17 protein-coding genes are annotated in these 24,015 nt (G+C 65.4%); 10 read left to right on the top strand and 7 right to left on the bottom strand.

Annotated elements, in window-relative coordinates; all coding sequences use genetic code 11:
- Positions 1-187: 187 nt before the first annotated feature.
- The gene (locus ACEN9P_RS21475; protein WP_477662739.1) at positions 188-874 is read left to right on the top strand and encodes a C40 family peptidase; all 687 of its coding nucleotides are present in this window, start codon (positions 188-190) and stop codon (positions 872-874) included.
- 65 nt (positions 875-939) lie between these two features.
- Here the strand turns inward: ACEN9P_RS21475 and ACEN9P_RS21470 are convergent, their stop codons facing one another.
- The 3 genes from ACEN9P_RS21470 to ACEN9P_RS21460 all read right to left on the bottom strand — a co-directional run bounded on the left by ACEN9P_RS21470 (position 940) and on the right by ACEN9P_RS21460 (position 7,094).
- Positions 940-4,923, bottom strand: a complete 3,984-nt coding sequence (locus tag ACEN9P_RS21470; protein WP_495620402.1) for a beta strand repeat-containing protein — start codon at positions 4,921-4,923, stop codon at positions 940-942.
- A 61-nt stretch (positions 4,924-4,984) separates the two neighbouring features.
- Positions 4,985-6,691, bottom strand: a complete 1,707-nt coding sequence (locus ACEN9P_RS21465; protein ID WP_495620401.1) for a ShlB/FhaC/HecB family hemolysin secretion/activation protein — start codon at positions 6,689-6,691, stop codon at positions 4,985-4,987.
- Between the two features lie 244 nt (positions 6,692-6,935).
- The gene (locus ACEN9P_RS21460) at positions 6,936-7,094 is read right to left on the bottom strand and encodes a hypothetical protein (protein ID WP_477662736.1); all 159 of its coding nucleotides are present in this window, start codon (positions 7,092-7,094) and stop codon (positions 6,936-6,938) included.
- A 155-nt stretch (positions 7,095-7,249) separates the two neighbouring features.
- On the opposite strand from ACEN9P_RS21460, the gene ACEN9P_RS21455 reads away from it, so the two are divergent.
- The 8 genes from ACEN9P_RS21455 (at position 7,250) to soxA (ending at position 14,184) form a co-directional block, all read left to right on the top strand.
- Positions 7,250-8,161 carry a glycosyltransferase family protein gene (locus ACEN9P_RS21455; protein ID WP_477662735.1) on the top strand — a complete coding sequence of 304 codons (912 nt, stop codon included), beginning with the start codon at positions 7,250-7,252 and terminating at the stop codon, positions 8,159-8,161.
- 11 nt (positions 8,162-8,172) lie between these two features.
- Positions 8,173-9,279 carry a winged helix DNA-binding domain-containing protein gene (locus tag ACEN9P_RS21450; RefSeq protein WP_495620400.1) on the top strand — a complete coding sequence of 369 codons (1,107 nt, stop codon included), beginning with the start codon at positions 8,173-8,175 and terminating at the stop codon, positions 9,277-9,279.
- A gap of 153 nt (positions 9,280-9,432) precedes the next feature.
- On the top strand, positions 9,433-9,936 hold the full coding sequence (locus tag ACEN9P_RS21445) for a (2Fe-2S)-binding protein (protein ID WP_074579955.1): 504 nt from the start codon (positions 9,433-9,435) through the stop codon (positions 9,934-9,936).
- The gene (locus ACEN9P_RS21440; protein WP_477662733.1) at positions 9,933-12,149 is read left to right on the top strand and encodes a xanthine dehydrogenase family protein molybdopterin-binding subunit; all 2,217 of its coding nucleotides are present in this window, start codon (positions 9,933-9,935) and stop codon (positions 12,147-12,149) included. Before ACEN9P_RS21445 ends, ACEN9P_RS21440 begins: the two co-directional genes overlap by 4 nt.
- Entirely contained in the window at positions 12,146-12,604 is a 459-nt protein-coding gene (gene soxX, locus ACEN9P_RS21435) for a sulfur oxidation c-type cytochrome SoxX (RefSeq protein WP_477662732.1), read from the top strand. The genes ACEN9P_RS21440 and soxX overlap by 4 nt, the downstream gene beginning before the upstream one ends.
- A gap of 7 nt (positions 12,605-12,611) precedes the next feature.
- Complete coding sequence (locus ACEN9P_RS21430; protein WP_477662731.1) at positions 12,612-13,088, top strand: SoxY-related AACIE arm protein; 477 nt, start codon at positions 12,612-12,614, stop codon at positions 13,086-13,088.
- Positions 13,088-13,411 (top strand): thiosulfate oxidation carrier complex protein SoxZ, encoded by a 324-nt coding sequence (gene soxZ, locus ACEN9P_RS21425; protein ID WP_495620399.1) that lies wholly within the window; start codon positions 13,088-13,090, stop codon positions 13,409-13,411. Before ACEN9P_RS21430 ends, soxZ begins: the two co-directional genes overlap by 1 nt.
- A complete protein-coding gene (gene soxA / locus ACEN9P_RS21420; protein WP_477662729.1) occupies positions 13,408-14,184 on the top strand; it encodes a sulfur oxidation c-type cytochrome SoxA in 777 nt (258 codons plus the stop codon). Before soxZ ends, soxA begins: the two co-directional genes overlap by 4 nt.
- A gap of 59 nt (positions 14,185-14,243) precedes the next feature.
- On the opposite strand, the gene lpdA is transcribed toward soxA, so the two are convergent.
- Genes lpdA through aceE form a run of 4 tightly spaced genes read right to left on the bottom strand, consistent with a single transcriptional unit; the run spans position 14,244 to position 21,097 of the window.
- Positions 14,244-16,061 carry a dihydrolipoyl dehydrogenase gene (lpdA, locus tag ACEN9P_RS21415; protein WP_495620398.1) on the bottom strand — a complete coding sequence of 606 codons (1,818 nt, stop codon included), beginning with the start codon at positions 16,059-16,061 and terminating at the stop codon, positions 14,244-14,246.
- Positions 16,058-16,648 carry an Ntn hydrolase family protein gene (locus ACEN9P_RS21410; RefSeq protein WP_477662727.1) on the bottom strand — a complete coding sequence of 197 codons (591 nt, stop codon included), beginning with the start codon at positions 16,646-16,648 and terminating at the stop codon, positions 16,058-16,060. Before ACEN9P_RS21410 ends, lpdA begins: the two co-directional genes overlap by 4 nt.
- Before the next feature lie 8 nt (positions 16,649-16,656).
- Positions 16,657-18,321: a dihydrolipoyllysine-residue acetyltransferase gene (aceF, locus tag ACEN9P_RS21405; RefSeq protein WP_477701010.1), complete on the bottom strand. Its 1,665-nt coding sequence runs from the start codon at positions 18,319-18,321 to the stop codon at positions 16,657-16,659.
- Between the two features lie 52 nt (positions 18,322-18,373).
- Entirely contained in the window at positions 18,374-21,097 is a 2,724-nt protein-coding gene (gene aceE, locus ACEN9P_RS21400) for a pyruvate dehydrogenase (acetyl-transferring), homodimeric type (RefSeq protein WP_477662725.1), read from the bottom strand.
- Positions 21,098-21,445: 348 nt separating this feature from the next.
- Between aceE and ACEN9P_RS21395 the strand changes: the two genes are divergently transcribed.
- A complete protein-coding gene (locus ACEN9P_RS21395) occupies positions 21,446-24,013 on the top strand; it encodes a PAS domain S-box protein (RefSeq protein WP_495620397.1) in 2,568 nt (855 codons plus the stop codon).
- Positions 24,014-24,015: the final 2 nt, after the last annotated feature.

Raw genomic sequence — 24,015 nt, 5'->3', positions numbered from 1 at the left:
GGTTCGGGCCACGGCACCGGGCCCTGGCAGCCCGCCAATGCGCCTTTTTCATATGCAAACATAGGACCTGGAGCGTAAAAAGGGGTTTTCCCGTAGATAAACTCGTTACAAATCAATGGTTTGTAAAGCTTATCAAGAAGCCACTTGAGGTTGACGTAGGACAGATCTGTCAAGTATCCTAGGCGCCATGCGAAAAATTGCCCCTGCCCTCATCATTGCCTCTGCCGCTCTGCTGGCAGCCGGCGTGCATGCGGCGCCGGGCAACTCCAACGATGACATGGACAAGCTGCTGGCCGACAAAGGCCTGCTCACGCAAATCGGCCAGGTCCGCCAAAGCGTCAGCAACAAAGCGTCCGAGCTCGTGGTCAATGCCATGGGTTTCCTGGGGGTTCCCTACAAACGCGGCGGCAATACGGTGGAAACCGGTTTCGACTGCAGCGGCTTTGTGCGCGCCATCTACGAACAAAGCGTCGGCCTGCTGCTGCCGCGCCGGGCCGAGCAACAGGCCGCGGCCACCCAGCGCATCGAGAAAAACGAGCTGCAGCCCGGCGACCTGGTGTTTTTCAACACCATGCGGCGCGCTTTCAGCCATGTCGGCATTTATGTCGGCGACGGCAAATTCATCCACTCTCCCAAACCCGGCGCCGAAGTGCGCGTCGAAAGCATGGGTGTGAGCTACTGGCAGCGCCGCTTTGACGGCGCCCGTCGCGTGCAGGCAACGGGCACCCCCCTGCCGGAAACCGAGCGCACGGCGGCCCTGCCGCTTTCCCAGGCGGCGGCCCGCGTCCCCGAAATCCAGGCCGCGCAAACCGCGACCCCGCCGCTCGCCGCCAGCCTGCAGGTACAGCAGACACAGGAACAATACCGGCGCTGAGCCGGTTTTTTTTCGCCCCGTCTCCCCTTCGCCCTTCTCCGGATCTCCCCGGGGCCTTCCTTCTCTTACTCCTTCTCCCGCTCGTTTTTAGGCGACATGTCGAGCTCGACCGCCTGGCCGTTGTCCAGGGCCTCGCCGGCGCCGGACGGTGAGCTCCGCACCGTGCGCACCTCGGTATCGCCCACCAGGCCGGCAGCCTTGGCCAGCTGAAGCACGGGCTGCTCGGCCGGGGCGCCTTCGGCCAGGTTGCTGCCGGACGGGATCACGCGGTTGTTTTCAGCATTGGACGACAGCTGCTGATTGCCCTGGGGCTTGCCGTTGACGTTGACCAGGCCGCCGCCCGAATTCGTCACCTGCCCGAAATTGCCGCTGACGCTGCCGCTGGTCGCCGTCACCGTGACCTGGGAGGACGAGCCTGTCACCTGGGCCTCGCCGACGGCGGCCACCGACACGACGGGCGCCACGACGTTGGCCACCACCGAGTCGCCGGCCAGCGAGGCGGAACCCGAGGCCACCACCACCACATTTACATCGCCCTGCGGCGCCTGCACGACCACGTTGTTGCCGCTGATGTTGCCGCTGATGTTGCCGGTGCTGCTGCTGATCTGCACATTGCCCTGGCTGGTGGTGGTGGCGCTGATGTCACCCTGCGCCTGCACGGTCACGCTGGTGCCGCTGATGCTGCCGCTGACGTTGCCGGTGGTGCTGCTGACCTGCACATTGCCCTGGCTGGTGGTGGTGGCGCTGATGTCACCCTGCGCCTGCACGGTCACATTGCTGCCGCTGATGTTGCCGCTGATGTCGCCGGTGGTGCTGCTGATCTGCACATTGCCCTGGCTGGTGGTGGTGCCGCTGACGTCGCCCACTGCGGCCACCGCCACTTCGCTGGCCGTCACATTGGCCGAGACGTCACCACCGCTGGTGACCTGGACGGCACCCTGGCTGATGGTGGAGCCGCTGACGTCGCCGCCGGCGTTCAGGGTGTTGGTGGCGCTGGCGTCCTGGCCGCGCAGGGTGTGGTTGCTCAACGCCACATTGCCCAGCGCATTGATGCCATAGCCCTTGACCCAGAGCGTGCTGTCCAGGCTGAAGGCGTTGGACACCACCTCGAACTGGCCCAGCGCATTGGCCTCGGTGCCGCCCGACAGCATATGCACATTGCCGCGGCTGGTGCCGGAGCCGGCGAGCAGGCTCAGCGCGCGAGCCGTCCCGCCGGCGTTCTGGATGTCGCGGTTGAGCGAGATATCGGCGCCCAGGGTGGCCAGCGTGGTGTCGCCCAGCAAGTTGGCCGCGGCATTGAACACAATGCCGCCAGCGCCGTCGGCCGTCACCGTGCCGGCGATGCCGGAGCCGCCAGCACCGCCATTGAGCACCAGGCTGTGCAGGGTGCTGCCGCTGAAGTAGAGGTTGTAGGGATTGTTCACCACCACGTTCTCGGCATAGGTGCCGGAGCCCACGCGGATGTTGGCGCCGTTGCCCGCGTTGCCCAGCGCCGTGTTGATGGACAGGGCCTGCGTGCCGCCGCCCAGCAGGCTGCCAATGCCGACGTGGAAGTCCTGCGTGGCCTGCGCGCCGTTCCAGCCCTGCACATAGCTGGAGGCGGAGCTGCCCAGGTTGACGGCATAGTCAAACGCGTTTTGCTGCGAGGCCTGCAGCCAGGTGTACTGGTTGTTGTTGCCCGCGCTGCTGGCGTTGCGCACCGCGAAATCGAAGCCGGCGATGCTGAGCGTGCCAAAGTTGTTGCTGGCCGACTCGTCCTGCATATAGACCGGGTTGCGCTCGGTGAAGCTGTTGTTGCTCGCCACCGTGATGTTGTTCATCTGCTGGTCGTAGAAGCGGTTGGCCTGGTAAAGCGCCAGGCCGCCCCAGTCGTTGTTGCGTGTGGTCGAATTGCTGATGGTGACATTGGCGCTGTCGGTCAGCTGGATGCCCGCGCCCTGCGTGCTGCCCGCGTCATTGCCCACGGGCGCGCCGTTGGCCGTGACATGGTCGATGGTCGCGCCGTCCACGCCGTTGAGGTCCAGCTCGGCCCGGCCCGCGCCGCGGCTGGTCACGTTGCGGATCGTGAAGTTGTGCAGCCGGGCCGAGGCGCCGCCTGCAGGCGCCACCTTGATGCCGTAGGCCGAAGCGACGTTGGCGCTGGGCCCGTAAAGCGTGAAATTCTGCAGATTCACGTTGTCGGCCTTGACCTGTATGCCGTAGCCACTGACACCACGGGAATCAATCACGGTGGCGGACTCGCCGGCCCCGGACAGAGTCAGGCTCTTGTTGATGACGAGGGTTGAGGGCTGGACATAGGTCCCTGCTGTCACATTCACCGTGCCTCCCGCAACCACGGCGTTCATGCCGGCCTGGATAGTGCCCAGTGGCTGCCGGTCGTTACCAAGGCCATTGCCGAGGTTGAAGTCGTCGGCGGCGGTGAAATTAGCGCCCGAACTGACGGTAACGTGCGAGCGGTTGCCAAATTGCGGCGTGGAGCCCAGGAGCCCGTTGACGCCGTAGCGGCGATCAAGAATATGCATGTCACCGTTGGCCGCAGACATGGCCATCACGCCGGCCCCATACTGCGCTTCGCTGACATGCGGAGACACAAAATAGGAGCCGTTCGCTACGCCGTCCAGAAAAACGATGTCCCATTCATTGCCCAACAACCCTCTGGAATTGCCCGACATGGTCACATTGTTCGAACGCACAAGAATGGCGCCCTTGGTGTTTTCAATCAGGTTTCCAGTGATATTGGCAGTTGCGTTGGTGACCTGAATCCCGGTTCGGATATTTTTGATGGTGTTGTTGCGTACGGTCGCGCCGGTCACGCCTGACGCAATCCTCACCCCCGTCGTGCTCAGGCCTGTCCAGTTGACGGCAGCGAAGTTCTGGCTGTAGGGGCCTGTGACCTGCATGCCTTCAACCGTTACGCCATTCGCGGTGATGTCTACTCCGGTTTTTCCCTCGAGCACGTCGATATTGGCCCCATTCATGCCCGTCAGCGTCAGGTTGGCCTTGTTCAGGGTGACCTGCTCGGTGTATGTGCCTCCGTGCACGTCCACGGCCGCGCCCGCCCCGGGTGTGCCGGTCTTGGCGATGTTCACCGCATCCTGGATGCGCGCGCCGCCATAGACGTCGATATGGTTGGAATTGCCGCTGACGCTGGGCGCCTGCAGCGCCGACTTGAGCACCACCGCGTTGCCGTTCACGACGATGGCATTGCTGGCCTGCTGCACCCCCTCGAGGTTGATCACGCCCGACAGCAGGTTGGCCGCGTCGCCCACGCCCAGCCGCAAGGTCGCGCCGTTCAGGCTGGCGCCGGCCTCGTTGGACACACTGCTGCCGGTCGCCCCGCCGGCGATGGCGAATTCATACAGCCCGCCGTTGAGAGACACCGTGGCGGCCGTGGCGCCGGCCAGGGCAATCGTGCCGCCGGTCGCGATGATGCTGCCCTGGTTGCTCACCGAAGGCGCAACCAATGCCACCAGGCCGGCGCCCTGCACGGTGATACCGCCTTGCGCAGTGATGCTGCCCTGGTTGGTGATGCTGCCCGCAGCGCCCGTGATCTGCGCGCCACCGGTGCTCATGAAGTTGTTCGCGTCAATCGTGCCTGTGGTGGCGATCAGCGAGCCCACATTCACCGTGGCATTCGGCCCAAACATCACGCCATTGGGGTTCATCAGCATCACCATTCCGTTGGCCGACAGGCTGCCCATGATGCGCGTGGCATTGGTGTCGCCGTTGATGCGGTTGAGGATGGCCGACGCAGCGTTGGGCTGCACGATCTCAACCGACTTGCCCGGATTGATGTTGAAGGAACCCCAGTCCAGCACGGCCCGGTTGGAAGCCTGGGTGATGGTCATCTGGTTGCCCGCCACCGAGCCCGAAGCCGAGCCCGAAAACACCGTGCCGTTTTGCGGCAAGCCCGCCGCGCCCACGATGTCCACGGTCCAGCCGGGCGGCGCGAACAACAGCGCCGCCGCGGCGGGAAGGGTTTTCAGTGCGAAGGACGACCGCCGCCGTTCGGGGGGACGCAGACGCTGGGCAGGGAGTTTGGCTTGCATGGAATCACCTCTTGAACGCAAAAAAGACAAAGCACAACAGGGACGGATCCAGTGAACATCATCAAAACCGCGCCAGCAGCGAGCCCATCAGCCGCGGGTCTTTGCCGCCCGACTGGTAGCTCGCGATGGATTTGGTCAAGGGCCAAGCCGCCTCGATCGTGGCGACCACGTTTTTTTCAAGAAAGAGCCGCAGGCCCAGGCCGGCGGAGGCCAGGCTCTGGCTGGCGGGCGTTCCGGGCGTGACGCTGCCGACCTTCCAGACCTTGCCGATGTCGTAGAAGCCGAACAGCTGCCAGGACTTGAGCCCCGGCATACCGGCGCCGCCGCCGGCGTAGCGCGGCTCGATGCGAAAGGCCAGCGCGCGTTCGCCCACGAGCTCCGCCGGCTCATAGGCCCGGCCGAAGCGCCGCCCGCCCAGCGCGTATTGCTCCGACGACAGCAGCGGCGTGTTGGCCCACTGCCCGCCCACACCCACGGTGAAGGAGAAATTCGATCCGACAAACTGCGAGCGCTCGTAGTCAAAGCTGAATTTGTTGAACACGCCCTTGGCGCCCACCCGGCTCTTGAGCACATCGGACTCCTGCGTGCCGCCCAGCCCCTGGCTGAAATCGACGTCCAGCGCGTTCTGCCCGTCCAGGCTGTCCAGCACGCGCCAGCTCAGGCCCAGGCGCAGCGCGCGTATGCGGTCTTCGATCACGCGGGTGCCCAGCACCTCGGTGTGCACGTCGGAATGGTCGTAGGCCGCGCGCGCGGTCAGGCTTTCGTTGCGGCCGCGCAGCAAGGGATAGGCGGCGGACAGCGACACCGTGTCGGCACTGCCGTGCACATCAAACGGCGTGAGCACGTCCCCGGGCTGCGTGCGCGCGCGGGAGACAGCGGCGGAAAGCCGCAGGCCTTCGGTGCTGACAACCTGGCTGTAGGAAAGCTGGGTATAGGCCATCTCGGAGTTGCCGGTCCCCACGCCGACAAAACGCCACTGGTCGTTCACGCCCAGCAGCTGGTTGCCGACCACGCCCAGGGTCAGCTGGGTGGGTCCGAGGTATTTGGAGCCGTAGTTGTCGATGGAAGCAAAGCCCTCCACCGTCTTGACGTTGGCAACCAGGGTCAGGTCGGCCGCCCCCGGCGCCTGCGAAGGCGCGAGCACGCTGCGCAGTTCCACGCCGGGAAAATCATTGGCGATCAGCAGGTAACGCTCCAGCACCGGGCCCTCTATGGGCCTGGAGGCCTGGATCTTTTCGCCCAGGCGCATGAGCTGTTCCTGCACATGGGCGCTCACGCCCGGCCCGGCCTGGACGTTCACGCGGGCGATGTAACCCTCGACGACGCGCAGTGTCAGCGTGCCGTCCGCGAGCGACTGCGGCGGCACCACGACCAGCGAAAGAATGTAGCCCGCGTTGCGGTACATCGCGGTCAGCGAGGACGCAAGTTCGAGGACGTCCGCGCCCGTGATTTCGCGTCCCGTGTAGCTGTCGGCGCGCACCTGCAGCGCATTGCCCGGCAGCACGGTGGCGCTCTCGATGCGGACTTCCTTGAGCGTGACGCGTATGGCCTTGAGCGAATCCGGCAGAGGCTCGGCGGCCTCGCTCTTGAGTTGTGCCGGCGGGGGCGCGGGCGCGGCTTCGGGCTGGATGTCGAAGCGTTCGCGAAGGCGCCCCGGATCGATGGTGGAGGGCTGCTGTTGTGCCAGAGCGACGGCCGGAAGTGCCAAATGCAAGGCAAGGGCAAAAGAAAGAACTTCGTGCATGCCTGCGCCATCAGTACGCTTCATTGCTGCATCCCACTGAAAAATCGAGAGTTACAAACTTCCGGACCAACTGCTTTACTTATAAAGCAGCATTTTTCGTGAATTAGTTCACGGTAACCAATTGTGAAACTCGATACAAGGAAGAAAAAGTGATTAATAACCAGCCGCGTTTGGCAGCAAGTCACCCCTGAATTTTTGGCAACGAATTCTTGTTACTTACACTTTTTGACTTTTTTCTGGATTTCTGAATTTTTTTGGATGTCTTCTGCTACTTGCGGCTTACTGCATTGCTTTTTTCCGCAGCCTCGAGCGAGCCCGGATGGTCCGGAAAAAACTTGAACTGCTGTGTAAAGTTTTTGTGAAAGCCGCCGTTAACCCCGTCGCCGGCCGTTTTGAGCCCGGCCGGCGTCACAAGCGTTTCAGCCAATGCGAAAAAGCCCTCTGCGATGCACAGCAGCTACCCGGCCGGCCGCAGTGAATTACTCGCGCTGTTCCGCTCTCCCTGGCACGTCGCAAAATTGCGCTATAAGAGCCTGTTCAATGTCTAAACGGCGAAGGCAAACAAGAAGAACGAGACCTGCATTGCAAATCCACCTCTACACCGACATAGACACGCTGTTCGGCCGCGCCATCCGCCTGTGGATGGACGTTCTCTTGCAAGCCGGGCACGAGGTCGAGTTCATCGACTTGGGCCACAGCACCGATGCGCCCTTGCCCGATGTGGGCCCTTGCGACGTCAACCTGCTTGTCGCAGGCATCTACGCCTTTGAGCGCTTTGCCAAACACGGCATGCCGCGTCACGGCAAGCATGTGCTCTGGATGTTCGACCCGCTGACGCGCAACGCCTCAGCCACAGTGCACCGGCACAAGGCCGAACTCTTCGACGCGATCGCGCCCGGCCTGCATGCCGTGATGGCCATGGATGCGTCCATGGAGCGCTATCTGGCCCAGCACTTCCCAGCCCTCACAAGCTTGCGCCTGCCCTACCTGGTCGCGGACAAACAGCTGCACGCGCCGCTGCCTGAAACGGACAGGACGCGGGACATCGTCATGCTGGGCGGCGACACGGCCAGGCGGCGCGAAGCCGAGCGCCTGTTCCTGGCGAGCCCAGGGCCGCTGAAGGCCGAGTTCATCCGGAGCGGCCTCTGGGGCACGGCGCGCGACGCCTGCCGCGCCGGCGCGCGCATCAGCCTTAATGTGCATGCCGATTCCGAGCTGCGCTACTTCGACCAGTTCCGCACCTTTGAAGCCTGGGCGGCCGGCACGGCGGTGGTCTCCGACAGTTTTGAAGGCTGGGAAGATTTCGGCATCGTTCCCGGCGAGCACATGGTGCTGGCGGAACTTGAAGACCTGCCGCAGGCTTGCGCGGAACTGCTGGCCGATGTGCCGCGGCGCGAAGCCATGGTGCGCGCATCGCAAATGCTGCTGCGCGAGCGTTTTTCGCCGGCAGCCTGGCAAAGCCGCATGCTGGCGATGATTGAAAGCATGGCCTGAGCATGGCGGAGATGTCACGGCAAGAGCTGATCGCGCTGCGGTTGGCCAGCCACCGCCTCGCCGCCACACCGTCCAAGCCAGCCGGCTTCAAGCGGATCGACCAGGCCGTGCAATGGATGGGCGCGGTGCAGGCGCAGGAATATGCCCACTCGCGATGGGCCGTCGCATCGCGCATGCCGCACGACGCCGCCACCACCGACGCGTCCGTTGAAGAGGCGCTGGCGCAGCGCAAGGTGGTGCGCAGCTGGGTCTTGCGCGGCACGCTGCACCTGACGGCCGCCGCCGACCTGCGCTGGCTGCTGGCCCTGGCCGCGCCGGCCTTGCTGACCCGTACCGCGGCCGCCTACCGCGAGGTGAATCTTGATGAGGCCGCCTTCCGCAAAATCCTGCCGGCCATTCGCCAATGCCTGCAAGGCGGCCAGCAATTGACGCGCGAGGAACTTTTCACGTCACTCGCGCGCCGTCGCATAGACACCGAGGGCCATCGCGGCGGGCGCATCCTGTACCGCGCGGCGCAGACGGGCTTGATCTGCCTCGGCGATCCGCAGGGCAAGCAGGCCCGCTACGCACTGCTCGATGAGTGGTTGCCAGCGCAGCCCGAGTTGCCCCGCGAAGACGCGCTGAAAAAACTCGCGCAACGTTATTTTGCGAGCCACGGCCCCGCCACGCTGGCGGACTTCAGCTGGTGGTCCGGGCTGGCGGCCGGCGAAGCCCGGGCGGCGCTGGAGATGGCCGCACCCGGCCTCGCGCATGCACTGTTTGAGGGCGGCACCGTCTGGTGGTCCAAACACACGCAGGCGCCTGCCCAGCCAGCCGGCAAGCCGTTGCTGCAGCTGCTGGCGGGTTTTGACGAATATGTGCTGGGCTACACCGACCGCCAGGCCATCATCGACACCGCGCATGCCGGCAAGCTCATGACGCCCAACGGCCTGTTCCGCCCCGCGCTGCTGCTTGGCGGGCGCGTGGCCGGCACCTGGCAGGCGGAAGCCAAAAAAGGCGGGCTCAGCATTTCCGCCGCGCCCTTCGCGCCGCTGCCGCGCGGCAGCGCCAGCGCGCTGCGGCTGGCCGCACAGCGCTATGCGGCTTTCATGGGCTTGCCGCTGGCGGAAGTCAGCTGAGGCCTTCATCACAAGGGTTTACCCGGTCAAACTTTTCAAGGCTGTCGGGGTCAGCACATTACTCAGGTATAGAAGTCCCTGGTGCATTCGACATGCGCCGGCGCTACTATCTTCCGGCCCATCCAGGTTCTTTCAATTGTGAGGAGCGCATCCATGGCAAAGCTGAACGTCAACGGTACCGTGCGTGAGTTTGAAGTGGAGGACGACACACCGCTGCTGTGGGTCCTGCGCGAACAGCTCGGGCTCACCGGCACCAAATACGGCTGCGGCATCGCGGCCTGCGGTGCCTGCACCGTGCACATCGACGGCGTGCCCACGCGCAGTTGCGTGCGGCCCGTCTCCACCGTCGGCGCGGCCGAAAAAATCGTGACCATCGAAGGCCTGTCGCCTGATGGCTCGCACCCGGTGCAAAAAGCCTGGGTGGCGCTGGACGTGCCGCAGTGCGGCTACTGCCAGTGCGGCATGGTGATGGCGGCGGCGGCGCTGCTCAAGGCCAAGCCGAATCCGACGGACGCCGACATCAACGAGGCCATGACCAACATCTGCCGCTGCGGCACCTACAACCGCATACGCGCCGCCATCAAGGTCGTTGCCGCGGGCGGCAACACCAAGAGTGCGGCGCTCGCCATCCAGCACACCGACGGGAGCACGACATGAGCACCACCACCCTGCCCTCCTCTTCCGCTTTGGCATCGCCCCGGCTGTCGCGCCGCCGCTTCCTGGCCTCAGGCGCATCGGCCGGCCTGGTGGTCGCCTTCCACATTCCCTTCGCCGGCAAGGCCGCGGCCCAAGGCGCCGACACGCAGGAGATCAATGCCTGGGTCGTGGTGCGCCCCGACGACACGGTGGTGATCCGCATCGCGCGCTCTGAAATGGGCCAGGGCAGCCTGACCGGCCTGGCGCAGCTCGTGGCCGAAGAGCTGGAATGCAACTGGGCGAAAGTCAGCACCGAATACCCGACACCGGGGCAAAACCTCGCGCGCAACCGGGCCTGGGGCAATTTCTCCACTGGCGGCAGCCGCGGCATACGCGAATCGCACGACTACGTGCGCAAGGGCGGCGCCACCGCACGCATGATGCTGGTGCAGGCCGCGGCCAATGAATGGAAGGTGCCGGTGTCCGAATGCCGCGCCGCCAACAGCCTCATCACGCACACGCCAAGCGGCCGCAGCGTGAGCTACGGCAAGGTCGCGGTCGCGGCATCCAGGCTGGCGCCGCCGGCCGACGTCACGCTCAAGGACCCGAAGGACTGGAAACTCGTGGGCAAGCGCCTGGCGCGCCTGGACACGCAGGACAAGGTCACGGGCAAGCAGGTCTACGGCGCCGACCTCAAGCTGCCCGGCATGCTCAACGCGGCCATCAAGGACTGCCCGGTGTTCGGTGGCAAGGTCAAAAGCTTCAATGCCGCCGCGATCGAAAAACGCCCCGGCGTGAAGAAGGTGCTGGCGGTCGGGGACAGCGCGGTGGCCGTCGTGGCCGACACTTGGTGGCGCGCCAAGACCGCGCTGGACGCGCTGCCCATCGAATGGGACAACGGCCCGAATGCCGCCAACTCCAGCGCCAGCGTGGCCCAGATGCTCAAGGCCGGGCTGGACGCGAACGACGCGGTGGTCGGCAACCAGAACGGCGACGCCAAGGCCGCGCTGGCCTCGGCGGCCAGGCGCATAGAAGCGGTGTACGCCTACCCGCACCAGAACCACGCGACCATGGAGCCCATGAACGCCACGGCGCGCTGGACGCCCGAGCGCTGCGAGGTCTGGACGCCGACCCAGAACGGCGAGGCGGCGCTGGCCGCGGCCTCCGAAGCCGCCGGGCTGCCGGTCGCCAAGTGCGAGGTCTACAAAATCCACCTGGGCGGCGGCTTCGGCCGCCGCGGCGCGGTGCACGACTGGGTGCGCCAGGCCGTGGACATCGCCAAACAAATGCCGGGCGTGCCGGTCAAGCTGCTGTGGACGCGCGAGGAAGACATGCTGCACGGCCGCTACCACCCGGTGACGCAATGCAAGCTGCAGGCCGGGCTGGACGCGCAGGGCAATGTCACGGCCCTGCACATGCGCATCTCGGGCCAGTCCATCCTGGCCGGCGTGGCGCCGCAAAACATCCGCAACGGGCTGGACCCGGTGCAGTTCCAGGGCCTGAACGCGCCGGGGCCCGAGGCCTCCATAGGCTACAGCTTTCCCAACCTGCTGATAGACCATGCGATGCGCAACCCCAGCGTGCCGCCCGGTTTCTGGCGCGGCGTGAACCTGAACCAGAACACCATCTACCTCGAGTCCTTCATCGACGAAATCGCCTTCGCCACCAAGCAGGACCCGCTGGCCCTGCGGCGCAAGCTCATGGGCAACCACCCCAAGCACCTGGCCGTGCTCAACGCGGTGGCCGAGCGCGTCAAGTGGGGCGTGGCGCCGCCCGACGTGGGCGGCCAGAAGGTCTACCGCGGCCTGGCCCAGACCATGGGTTTCGGCAGCTATGTGGCGGCCTGCGCCGAGGTGTCGGTGAGCCCGGACGGTGTGCTCAAGGTCCACCGCATCGTGGCGGCCACCGATCCGGGTTACGCCGTCAACCCGCAGCAGATCGAGGCCCAGGTCGAAGGCTCTTTCGCCTACGGCCTGTCCGCGGCACTGTTCGGCGAATGCACGCAAAAAGACGGCCGCATGGAGCAGGACAACTTCAGCACCTACCCCGTGGTGCAGATGCAGCACATGCCCGCGGTGGAAACCCTGATCGTGGCCTCGGGCGGCTTCTGGGGCGGCGTGGGTGAGCCGACCATCGCGGTCGCCGCGCCGGCGGTGCTCAATGCCGTGTTCGCGGCCACGGGCAAACGCATACGCGAGCTGCCGCTGAAAAACCACGACCTCAAGAAGGCATGAACTGGCAAGGCGCCATCGCCGGCGGGATGATGATGGTGGCGCCCTGGACCGGCTTCGCGCAACAGCCGCCGCAGCCGCAGCCGCCGTTGCAGGTGGTCGGCGACGCAATCCCGCAGGCACTGACGGCCACACCCGGCGACCCGGCGCGTGGCCGTGCCATCGTCGCGAGCCGGCAACTGGGCCTGTGCCTGCTGTGCCACAGCGGGCCGATTCCCGAAGAGCGCTTCCAGGGCAACCTGGCGCCCGACCTGGCGGGCGCGGGCTCGCGCTGGAGCGAAGGCCAGCTGCGCCTGCGCATCGCCGACGCGCAGCGCCTGAACCCGGCCAGCATGATGCCGGCCTATTACCGCAGTGAGGGCCTGGTGCGCGTGGGCACCGCCTGGCAGGGCAAACCCATCATGAACCCACAGCAAATTGAAGACGTGGTGGCCTTCTTGCGCACGCTGCGAAACTGAGACGGCCATGACGCTGCCCCTGCACCCACCCGCCCTGCCCCGCCGGCGCCACATCCTGGCCGGCGCCACCGGCTTGGCCATGGGGGTGGTGCTGCGTCCCGCGTCCGCCGCCGCGGGCGACCTGGCGGTGGCCGTGGCGGCTTACACCCAGGGCGCGCCGGTTCGCGCGGGCAAGGTCAAGCTCGACATTGCCGAACTGGTGGACAACGGCAATGTGGTGCCCATCACCGTCACGGTGGACAGCCCCATGACGGCCGCCGACCATGTCAAAAGCATCGCCGTCTTCAATGAGAAAAATCCCCAGCGCGACGTGGCCCGCTTCACGCTGGGTCCGCGCACCGGCAAGGCCAGCGTGAGCACGCGCATACGGCTGGCCACCTCGCAGCAGCTGGTGGCCGTCGCACAGATGAGCGACGGCAGCTACTGGTCGCACACGGTCAACGTCATCGTCACGCTCGCAGCCTGTATAGAAGGTGATCCCTGATGGCCCGTACCCTGATCAACGCCCCTTCCACCGCCAGGCGCGGCGAGGTCATAGAGATACGCGCCACCATAGGCCACCCCATGGAAACCGGCTTTCGCGCCGGCGAGGACGGCAAGGTCTTGCCGCGCAACATCATCCAGACCTTCAGCTGCCGCTACAACGGTGAGCTGGTCTTCAGCGCCGAGCTGTTTTCGGCCGTCTCGGCCAATCCCTACATCGCCTTCCATACCGTGGCCACCGAGAGCGGCACGCTGGTGCTCAGCTGGGAAGGCGACAACGGTTTTTCGCAGGCGGAAAGCATCCTGCTGGCCGTCACGGCATGACGCGCATCCTGGTTTGCCTTCTGCTGTCTTTATCCCTTGGAAATGCCTGCGCGCAAAACACCGCCGGCAAGGACAGCCGCCGCTCGGGCTTTGAAGACATGGGCGCCGCCACCCAGGCCATGCAGAAAGACGACGCGCTCAACCCCGGCATGCTGTGGGTGCAGGACGGCGAGGCACTGTGGAAGCAGCCGGCGGGTACCAGCGGCAAGGCCTGCCTCAGCTGCCACGCGGCGGCGCCAAGCAGCATGCGCGGCGTGGCGGCGCGTTACCCGGCGTTTGATGCCGTCCTGGGCCGTCCCGTCACACTGAGCCAGCGCATCAACCAATGCCGCCAGCAGCACCAGCAGGCCGCGCCGCTGCGCCCCGAAAGCCAGGAATTGCTGGGCCTGGAAGCTTATGTCGCACTGCAATCGCGCAGCCTGCCGCTGGCACCGCCCGACGATGCCAGGCTGGAACCCTTCCGCCAACGCGGCCAGCAGCTGTTCACGCAGCGCATGGGCCAGCTCAACCTGTCCTGCGCGCAATGCCACGACGGCCTGCCCGGCAAACGCCTGGCCGGCAGCCTGATCCCCGAAGCGCACCCGACGGGCTACCCGGTGTACCGCCTCGAATGGCAGGCCATGGGCTCGCTGCAGCGCCGCCTGCGCGGCTGCATGAGCGGCGTGCGCGCCGAACCCTTTGCCTATGGCGCGCAGGAACTGGTGGAACTGGAGCTCTACCTCAAGGCGCGCGCCAAAGGCATGGCCATGGAGGCGCCGGGCGTGCGGCCTTGAGCCGCCCTTCAAAGCAAAAAGCCCGGGCATGCCCGGGCTTTTTGTGCGTGATACGCGGCTTACTTGCGCGCCGGCGGCAAGTCGGTGCAGCTGCCGTGCGCCACTTCCGCGGCCATGCCCATGCTTTCGCCCAGCGTGGGGTGCGGGTGGATCGTCTTGCCGATGTCGACGGCGTCGGCGCCCATTTCAATGGCCAGCGCGATCTCGCCGATCATGTCGCCGGCGTGCGTGCCGACAATGCCACCGCCCAGAATCTTGCCGTGGCCGTGGGCTTCGGGGCTGTCGTCGAACAGCAGCTTGGTGAAACCTTCGTCGCGGCCGTTGGCGATGGCGCGGCCGGAGGCCGTCCAGGGGAACAAGCCCTTTTTGACCTTGATGCCCTGCGCCTTGGCCTGGTCTTCGGTGAGGCCCACCCAGGCGATTTCGGGGTCGGTGTAGGCCACGCTGGGGATCACGCGGGCATTGAAGGCGGCGCTGGCCAGTTCCTTGTTGCCCTGCAGTTCACCGGCGATGACCTCGGCGGCCACATGCGCTTCGTGCACGGCCTTGTGCGCCAGCATGGGCTGGCCCACGATGTCGCCGATGGCGAAGATGTGGGGCACATTGGTGCGCATCTGGATGTCGACGGGGATAAAGCCGCGGTCGCTTACGCTGACACCGGCCTTCTCGGCGGCGATCTTCTTGCCGTTGGGTGTGCGGCCCACGGCCTGCAGCACCAGGTCGTAGGTCTGAGGCGCCGGGGCGCCCTCGCCTTCGAAAGTGACTTCAATCCCGGCCTTGGTCGCCTTGGCGCCCACGGTTTTGGTCTTGAGCATGATGTTGTCAAAACGCGGCGCATTCATCTTCTGCCAGACCTTGACGAGGTCGCGGTCGGCGCCCTGCATCAGGCCATCCATCATTTCGACCACGTCCAGGCGCGCGCCCAGGGTGGAGTACACAGTGCCCATTTCAAGGCCTATGATGCCGCCGCCCAGGATCAGCATGCGCTTGGGGACTTCCTTCAGGGCCAATGCGCCGGTACTGTCCACCACGCGAGGATCGTCCGGCATGAAAGGCAGGCGCACGGCTTGCGAACCCGCAGCGATGATGCAGTTCTTGAAGGCGATGGTCTGCTTCTTGCCAGTCTTTTCCTGGCCCTCTGCCCCAGCGGTTTCTTCGACCTGCAGGTGGTTGGCGCCGACAAACTGGCCCACACCGCGCACGGTGGTGACCTTGCGCATCTTGGCCATCGCCGTGAGCCCACCGGTGAGCTTGCCGACGACTTTTTCCTTGTGCGTGCGCAGTTTGTTGATGTCGAGCTTGGGCTCGCCAAAACTCACGCCCAGGCTATCGAAATGTTTGACCTCGTCCATCACGGCGGCCACGTGCAGCAGTGCCTTGGAGGGAATGCAGCCGACGTTGAGGCAGACGCCGCCCAGCGTGGCGTAACGCTCGACCAGCACGACTTTGAGGCCCAGGTCGGCGGCGCGGAAGGCGGCCGAGTAGCCGCCGGGGCCGGCGCCCAGCACCAGTACGTCGCATTCGAGGTCGGCGGAGCCGCTGAAGCTGGCGGCCGTTGGGGCGGGCGCGGCTGCGGCCGGGGCGGCAGCCTTCTTCTCGGGTGCAGGTGCAGGCGCCGGTGCAGCGGCGCCGGACGCTTCCAGCGTCAGCACGACCGATCCTTGCTTGACCTTGTCGCCGAGCTTGACCTTGACTTCCTTGACCACGCCAGCGGCGGAGGACGGAATTTCCATCGAGGCCTTGTCGCTTTCCACGGTGATCAGGCTTTGCTCGGCCTTGATGGTGTCGCCGGCCTTGACCAGCACTTCAATCACGGACACTTCGTCAAAATCGCCAATGTCCGGCACCTTGATGTCTACCAGGCTGGATGCGCTCATTTGGAGGCTTTCAATTTAAGGGTGAATATGTCGACGGGTCCGGCGGAGTTCTTGTCGAACTCGCAACCCGCATTGAGGCCGGCCATGGCCACTTCGCGCGCGGTCTTGGCCTTGTCCCAGGCGGCGTGCATGGCGCCCAGCGCGAAGCTGCGGCCCGAGCCTATACCCCAGAACTCCTTGAACTCGAAGACTTCGCGGTAGCTGTAAAGGCCGTAGATGCCGCTGGCATTGGCGATGACGACGGTGAACTGGCTGGACTCGTAGGGGTCGTTGTCGTCTTCCTTGGTCTGCAGGAAAAACGTTTCCTTGAGCAGCGGGTGCAGCTTGACGAAGGTGTCGAAGACCTCGTCGCGCGAACCCAGCTTGAGCTGGTCCTTGGGCAGGGCCGCCATGGCCTTGCGCAGCACCGGGAAATGCGCCACCGTCCCGGCCATGCCGACGTAGCTCATGCCGGCGGGCGTGTCGACCTTGAAGATCTTGCCGTTGGCCTCGAAGCGGTGGCCCAGGCTGGTGTCGCCGAAGGTGACCAGCGTGTCGGCGGCGATGGCAACCTGCCCCGCCTTTTTGACGACTACAAGCGTTGTCATCTTCTGGATTAAAGGAGGACGCGGCGGAAGTCGGCGAGGATCTGTCCGAGGTAGGCGTTAAAGCGCGCGGCGGCGGCGCCGTCGATCACGCGGTGGTCCCAGCTCAGCGACAGCGGCAGCATCAGGCGCGGCTGGAAGGCCTTGCCGTCCCAGACCGGCTCGGTCGAGCTCTTGCAGACGCCCAGGATGGCGACTTCCGGCGCGTTGATGATGGGCGTGAAGTAGCGCCCGCCTATGCCGCCCAGCGACGAGATCGTGAAGCAGGCGCCGGACATGTCGGCCGGGCTCAGCTTGCCGTCGCGCGCTTTCTTGGCGAGTTCGCCCATCTCCTGCGAGATCTGCACGATGCCCTTCTGGTCGGCGTTCTTGATGACGGGCACGACCAGGCCGTTGGGGGTGTCGGCGGCGAAGGCGATGTTGTAGTACTGCTTGAGCACCAGCTGGTCGCCGTCGAGCGAGGCGTTGAACTCGGGGAATTTCTTGAGCGCGGCGACCGAGGCCTTGATCAGGAAGGCCAGCATGGTGATCTTGATGCCGGCTTTCTCGTTTTCCTTGTTCATGAGCACGCGGAAGGCTTCGAGCTCGGTGATGTCGGCATCGTCGTGGTTGCAGACGTGCGGGATCATCACCCAGTTGCGGTGCAGGTTGGCGCCGCTGATCTTCTTGATGCGCGACATGTCCTTGCGCTCGACCGGGCCGAACTTGGTGAAGTCGACCTTGGGCCATGGCAGCAGGTCGAGGCCGGCACCGCCGCCCGACGACGCCGGGGCCTTGGCGGCCTGCGCCTGGGTGCGGATGCTGCCGTCCATGACCGACTTGGTGAAGGCCTGCACGTCGTCCTGCGTGATGCGGCCCTTGGGACCGGAGCCCTTGACCTCGGCCAGTGGCACGCCGAGCTCGCGCGCGAACTTGCGCACCGAGGGCGAGGCATGCGGCAGGCTGCCTTGCGGCGCCGTGGTGGGGTCGTGGGCCGGCTGGCTGGCGGGAGCCGATGCGACCGCCTGTGCGGGCGCGGCTGCCGCTGCTGCGGCGGGAGCAGGTGCTGGCGCAGGGGCCGGTGCCGCAGCGGGCGCTGCGCCCGCGGCGACAGAACCTTCCAGAATGGCCAGCAGGTCGCCGATGTTGACGGTGTCGCCCAGCTTGACCTTGAGTTCCTTGAGCACGCCGGCGGCCGAGGACGGGATTTCCATCGAGGCCTTGTCGGATTCGACGGTGACCAGCGATTGTTCGGCCTTGATGGTGTCGCCGGGCTTGACCAGCACTTCGATGACGGACACGTCCTTGAAGTCGCCGATGTCGGGCACACGGACTTCAACCGGGCCGGAGGCCGCAGGGGCCGCTACAGGCGCCGGTGCGGGCGAAGCGGCTGCGGGGGCTGCCGGCGCGGCGGCCGGTTTGGCCGCTGCGGCGGGAGCCGGTGCGGCGGCTTCGGCGCCGGCCACCTCCAGCGTCAGCACGACCGAGCCCTGCTTGACCTTGTCGCTCAGCTTGACCCGGAGTTCCTTGACCACACCCGCGTGGCTGGAGGGGATTTCCATGGAGGCCTTGTCGGACTCCACGGTGATCAGCGACTGCTCGGCCTTGACGGTGTCGCCGGGCTTGACCAGCAATTCGATCACGGTCACTTCGTCGAAATCCCCGATATCTGGAACTTGAATGTCTACCACTGCCATATCTTGTCTCCGTTTGCTTCAGGCGTCTGTGCGTCTACGTCAGGGTTTTAACTCAAGCGTAAAGCGGGTTGATCTTGTCGACATTGATGCCGTATTTTTTGATGGCTTCGGTCACCTTGGCGACCGGCACCGTGCCCTCTTCGCTGAGCGCCTTGAGGGCCGCCACAACAATGTAATGGCGGTTGATCTCGAAGTGCTCGCGCAGCTTGCTGCGGAAGTCGCTGCGGCCGAAGCCGTCGGTGCCCAGCACCTTGTAGGTGCGGCCCTTGGGGATGAAGGGGCGGATCTGCTCGGCATAGGCCTTCATGTAGTCGGTCGACGCGATGACGGGGCCGGTGTGCTTTTCAAGCTGCTGGGCCACGAAGGACACCTGGGGCTTTTCGGCCGGGTGCAGCAGGTTCCAGCGCTCGGCGCCCTGGCCATCGCGGGCCAGTTCGTTAAAGCTCGGGCAGCTCCAGACGTTGGCGGCAACGCCCCATTCCTTTTCGAGCAGTTCCTGCGCGGCGATGGATTCGCGCAGTATGGTGCCGGAGCCCAGCAGCTGCACGCGCGGCGTGAGCTTGGCGCCCTCTTTGCACAGGTACATGCCCTTGATGATCTGCTCTTCGGTGCCGGGCTTGAGGCCGGGCATGGCGTAGTTCTCATTGAGCAGGGTGAGGTAGAAGTAAACGTTGTCCTGTTTCTCGACCATGCGCTTCAAGCCATGGTGCAGGATCACGCCGACTTCATGCGCGAAGGTCGGGTCGTAGCTGATGCAGTTGGGAATCGTGCCGGCCAGGATGTGGCTGTGGCCGTCTTCGTGCTGCAGGCCTTCGCCGTTGAGCGTGGTGCGGCCCGAGGTGCCGCCCAGCAGGAAGCCGCGCGCCTGCATGTCGCCGGCCGCCCAGGCCAGGTCGCCGATGCGCTGGAAACCGAACATGGAGTAGTACACGTAGAAGGGCACCATGATGCGGTTGTTGGTGCTGTAGGAGGTGGCCGCCGCGATCCAGCTGCTCATGCCGCCGGCCTCGTTGATGCCTTCCTGCAGGATCTGGCCCTGCTTGTCTTCCTTGTAGTACATCACCTGGTCTTTGTCGACCGGCGTGTATTTCTGGCCGTCGGGGTTGTAGATGCCGATCTGGCGGAACAGGCCCTCCATGCCGAAGGTGCGGGCCTCGTCCACCAGGATGGGCACGACGCGCGGGCCCAGGGCCTGGTCGCGCAGCAGCTGCGTGAGGAAACGCACATAGGCCTGGGTGGTGGAGATTTCACGGCCTTCGGCCGTGGGCTCGATCACCGACTTGAAGGTCTCCAGCGCGGGCACGGTGAACTGCTCGTCGGCCTTGACGCGGCGGTGCGGCAGGTAGCCGCCCAGGGCCTTGCGGCGCTCGTGCAGGTAGCGCATCTCGGGCGTGTCGTCGGCCGGCTTGTAGAAGGGGATGTCGGCCAGCTTGCTGTCGGGGATGGGGATGTTGAAGCGGTCGCGGAAGGCCTTGATGTCCTCGTCGGCCAGTTTTTTGGTCTGGTGGACGTTGTTCTTGCCTTCGCCGATCTTGCCCATGCCGAAGCCCTTGACGGTCTTGATCAGCAGCACGGTGGGCTGGCCCTTGTGGTTGACCGCCTTGTGGAAAGCGGCATAGACCTTTTGCGAATCGTGGCCGCCGCGGCGCAGGTTGAAGATGTCCTCGTCGCTCATCTTGGCGACCATCTCGAGCGTGCGCGGGTCCTGGCCGAAGAAATGCTTGCGCACATAGGCGCCGTCATTGGCCTTCATGGCCTGGTAGTCGCCGTCCAGCGTGTCCATCATGACCTTGCGCAGCGCGCCGTCCTTGTCGCGGGCCAGCAGCGGGTCCCAGTTGCTGCCCCACAGCAGCTTGATGACGTTCCAGCCGGCGCCGCGGAACTCGCCTTCGAGTTCCTGGATGATCTTGCCGTTGCCGCGCACCGGGCCGTCCAGGCGCTGCAGGTTGCAGTTGATGACGAAGACCAGGTTGTCGAGCTTTTCGCGCGCGGCCAGGCCGATGGCGCCCATGGATTCAACCTCGTCCATCTCGCCGTCGCCGAGGAAGGCCCAGACCTTGCGGTTTTCGGTGTTGGCGATGCCGCGGGCATGCAGATATTTGAGGAAGCGCGCCTGGTAGATCGCCATCAGCGGGCCCAGGCCCATGGAGACGGTGGGGAACTGCCAGAACTCGGGCATGAGTTTGGGGTGCGGGTAGCTGGACAGGCCCTTGCCGTCGACCTCCTGGCGGAAGTTGAGCAATTGCTCTTCGGTCAGGCGGCCTTCAAGGTAGGCGCGGGCATAGACGCCGGGCGACACATGGCCCTGGATGTAGAGGCAGTCGCCGCCGTGGTTTTCGCTCTCGGCGTGCCAGAAGTGGTTGAAGCCGGCGCCGAACAGGCTGGCCAGCGAGGCGAAGGAGCCGATGTGGCCGCCCAGGTCGCCGCCGTCGGCGGGGTGCAGGCGGTTGGCCTTGACCACCATGGCCATGGCGTTCCAGCGCATGTAGGCGCGCAGGCGCTCCTCGATCTCGAGGTTGCCGGGCGAGCGCTCTTCCTGGTCGGTCTCGATGGTGTTGACGTAGCCGGTGTTGGCCGAGAAAGGCATGTCTATGCTTTTCTGGCGGGCGTGCTCCAGCAGTTGCTCCAGCAGGAAGTGGGCGCGCTCCGGGCCTTCGCTTTCGATGACGGCGGACAAGGCGTCCATCCACTCTCGGGTTTCCTGGCTGTCTTTGTCCAGTGCGTCGTTGGCGGCGGCGCGCAAGTTGTCGCCGGCTTGGGTGGGATTGGCAGCCATTTTTGTCTCCTGAGTAGCCTGATAAAGCTTGTTTACGCTGCGATGCGGCCTCTTGCCCGGCCACTCACAGTGCCTGTGTCCAACTTGGGTCTAAACGTGTTGTAAACGCAAATTAGATTCAAGTCCCTAGTTTCTCATAATATTTGTGAGATTTCAAATAGTGCTTATTGATTTCACATTAAGAAATTTAAAAGTAAGCATACGTCGCATCCATGGGCCCGGGGCAAGCCGCTTACGCGACATTCCCGCGGCATGGCCGCCGCATCGCCGCGCCGCGCTTCACCTTCAAGAATCAGGGACAACCCTGCCTCGTACGAGGCATCTCCCTTAAACTGCACCATTCCTCCTATGACCCAGCAAGCCCCTGCCCTCGCCGAATCCGCGGTGACCCCCGCTCCCCTGGCCCTGTGGCGCCGCTGGTGGCGGCGGCAGTCGCCGTCGCGCCAGGACCGCTTCATCACACTGGGCCCGTTGCTGGCCGTCGCGCTCTTTCTGGCGGCCGTGATCGCCGCCTTCGGCTACCTGCGCATCGAGGAAATCGACCGCGAGCAGCAGGCCGTCAAACGCGACGTGGAATACGCGCAGCAGCGGCTTCGGCTGCGGCTGCTGGAGCGGCAGGAGCAGCTCATGCGCATAGGCCGCGACGTCTCCAACAAGGAGGTCGACACCGAAGAATTCATCACCCAGGCCGAGTCGCTGGTCAACCAGTACCCCGAACTCATGGCGGTGACCTGGGTGGACAGCAAGCGGCGCATCAAGGTGGCCTATGTATCACCCAGCGCCAACGGCAGCCAGCTGCGCGGCGTGGGCGAACAGCTCAAGGTCGGCGAGACCGACGGCACCTACGAGCTGGCCAGGGACCTGCGCCAGCCGGTGTACTCGCGGCCGCTGACGCCCAAGGAAGCCGGCGGCTACAACGCCCCCACCCTGCAGCTGCAGGTGCCGCTGGACGACCAGGGCAAATTCGCCGGCGTCATCATGGGCGAATACTCCATCGACGGACTGCTGCGCTTCGGCGTGCCGACCGAGGTCACCGCCAAATACGCGGTGACCCTGATCGACGACAAAAACCAGGTGCTGGCGGGCAACCTGCCGCCGCCGCGCAATCCCGCGGCCCGGCTGCTGCCCTGGTCCGACGGCGCGGCCGAATACGAGATACCGGTCTCACCGGTCGGCAACGGCCTGCTGATACGCGCCGAGGGCTACCGCGCCTCGCTGGGCGTGGTGGGCAGCGGCTTTTTCTGGCTGGTCAGCGCGCTGAGCGCGCTCACGGTGTGGATGCTGCTGGGCACCTGGCGCCACACGCGCCGCCGCGTGCAGGCCCAGCAGGCGCTGATCGCCGAGACCAACTTCCGCCGCGCCATGGAAAACTCCATGCTGACCGGCATGCGCGCACTCGACCTGCAGGGCCGCATCACTTACGTCAACCCGGCCTTCTGCCAGATGACGGGCCTGACCGAGGGCGACCTGGTGGGCCGCACGCCGCCGTTTCCGCACTGGCCGGAAGGCGAGATCGACACCCTGATGCAGCGGCTGGACGACGAGCTGCACGGCCGCACGCCGCCGGGCGGTTTCGAGGTGCGCGTCAAGCGCAAGAACGGCCAGATCTTCGACGCCCGCATGTACGTCTCGCCGCTGATCGATCCGCGCGGCCAGCAGACCGGCTGGATGACCTCCATGACGGACATCACCGAGCCCAAGCGCATACGCGAGGAACTGACCGCCTCCTACGAGCGCTTCACCACGGTGCTTGAAGGGCTGGACGCGGCCGTCTCCGTGGCGCCGCTGGGCAGCGAAGAGCTGCTGTTCGCCAACAAGCTGTACCGCTCCTGGTTTGGCGGCGAGGTGTCGGGCCACCTGAACCTGATCGCGCAGGCCGGCGTGCCCAGCGCCGTGCCCACCGACGACACGCTGGACGCGGTCGACGGCCTGGCCGGCTTCCCGACCGATACGCTGACGGCGGCGCAGACGGAAAACGCCGAAATCTACGTGCCCGAACTCAGCAAATGGCTGGAAGTGCGTTCGCGCTACCTGACCTGGGTGGACGGCCGCCTGGCCCAGATGGTGATCGCCACCGACATCACGCCGCGGCGCCATGCCGAGGAACAGGCCGCCCAGCAGAACGAGCGGGCCCAGACCGCCAGCCGCCTGATCACCATGGGCGAGATGGCCTCCAGCGTGGCGCACGAGCTGAACCAGCCGCTCACGGCCATCAACAACTACTGCAACGGCATGGTCTCGCGCATCAAGGGCAAGCAGATCAGCAACGAAGACCTGCTGATCGCGCTGGACAAGACCGCCAAGCAGGCGCATCGCGCCGGCCAGATCATCCAGCGCATACGCTCCTTCGTCAAACGCAGCGAGCCCAACCGCATGGCGGCCGACGTGGCCACCATGGTCAGCAATGCCATGGAGCTGGCCGACATCGAGCTGCGCCGCCACCATGTGCGCCTGAGCCATTACATCGCGGCCCGCCTGCCTGAAATCATGGTGGACCCCATACTGATCGAGCAAGTGCTGATCAACCTGATGAAAAACGCGGCCGAGTCGATCGAGCAGGCCCACCTGCCCACAGCGCGCCGCAGCGTCGAGCTGCGCGTGGTGCCCAAGCAGATCGAAGACCAGGCCGTGGTGGAGTTTTCGGTGCTCGATACCGGGCGCGGCCTGTCGCCCGAAGTCATGGGCCGGCTCTATGAGGCCTTCTACTCCACCAAAGCCGAAGGCATGGGCATAGGCCTGAAGCTGTGCCGCAGCATCGTCGAGTCCCACCAGGGAAGAATGGAGGCAGAGAACCTCTACAATGGGGACGAAGTGGTGGGGTGCCGGTTTACCTTCTGGATCCCTGTGACACCCCTGATCCTGCCAACGGCGCCAGCCGGCGACGGCGCGGCAGCCAGGAACGCAGGCGTTCACTGAAA

The organism is Polaromonas sp. Polasp52, from assembly GCF_059491565.1.
The sequence above is the reverse complement of the archived record's forward strand: the minus strand, read 5'-3'. Positions and strand labels throughout refer to the sequence as shown.

What these genes read in the sequence shown, in the direction of transcription:
- ACEN9P_RS21475 (WP_477662739.1), top strand. Translation starts at nt 188, where the DNA reads ATGCGAAAAATTGCCCCTGCCCTCATCATTGCCTCTGCCGCTCTGCTG.
- ACEN9P_RS21470 (WP_495620402.1), bottom strand. Translation starts at nt 4,923, where the DNA reads ATGCAAGCCAAACTCCCTGCCCAGCGTCTGCGTCCCCCCGAACGGCGG.
- ACEN9P_RS21465 (WP_495620401.1), bottom strand. Translation starts at nt 6,691, where the DNA reads ATGAAGCGTACTGATGGCGCAGGCATGCACGAAGTTCTTTCTTTTGCC.
- ACEN9P_RS21450 (WP_495620400.1), top strand. Translation starts at nt 8,173, where the DNA reads ATGTCACGGCAAGAGCTGATCGCGCTGCGGTTGGCCAGCCACCGCCTC.
- ACEN9P_RS21445 (WP_074579955.1), top strand. Translation starts at nt 9,433, where the DNA reads ATGGCAAAGCTGAACGTCAACGGTACCGTGCGTGAGTTTGAAGTGGAG.
- ACEN9P_RS21440 (WP_477662733.1), top strand. Translation starts at nt 9,933, where the DNA reads ATGAGCACCACCACCCTGCCCTCCTCTTCCGCTTTGGCATCGCCCCGG.
- soxX (WP_477662732.1), top strand. Translation starts at nt 12,146, where the DNA reads ATGAACTGGCAAGGCGCCATCGCCGGCGGGATGATGATGGTGGCGCCC.
- ACEN9P_RS21430 (WP_477662731.1), top strand. Translation starts at nt 12,612, where the DNA reads ATGACGCTGCCCCTGCACCCACCCGCCCTGCCCCGCCGGCGCCACATC.
- soxZ (WP_495620399.1), top strand. Translation starts at nt 13,088, where the DNA reads ATGGCCCGTACCCTGATCAACGCCCCTTCCACCGCCAGGCGCGGCGAG.
- soxA (WP_477662729.1), top strand. Translation starts at nt 13,408, where the DNA reads ATGACGCGCATCCTGGTTTGCCTTCTGCTGTCTTTATCCCTTGGAAAT.
- lpdA (WP_495620398.1), bottom strand. Translation starts at nt 16,061, where the DNA reads ATGAGCGCATCCAGCCTGGTAGACATCAAGGTGCCGGACATTGGCGAT.
- ACEN9P_RS21410 (WP_477662727.1), bottom strand. Translation starts at nt 16,648, where the DNA reads ATGACAACGCTTGTAGTCGTCAAAAAGGCGGGGCAGGTTGCCATCGCC.
- aceF (WP_477701010.1), bottom strand. Translation starts at nt 18,321, where the DNA reads ATGGCAGTGGTAGACATTCAAGTTCCAGATATCGGGGATTTCGACGAA.
- aceE (WP_477662725.1), bottom strand. Translation starts at nt 21,097, where the DNA reads ATGGCTGCCAATCCCACCCAAGCCGGCGACAACTTGCGCGCCGCCGCC.
- ACEN9P_RS21395 (WP_495620397.1), top strand. Translation starts at nt 21,446, where the DNA reads ATGACCCAGCAAGCCCCTGCCCTCGCCGAATCCGCGGTGACCCCCGCT.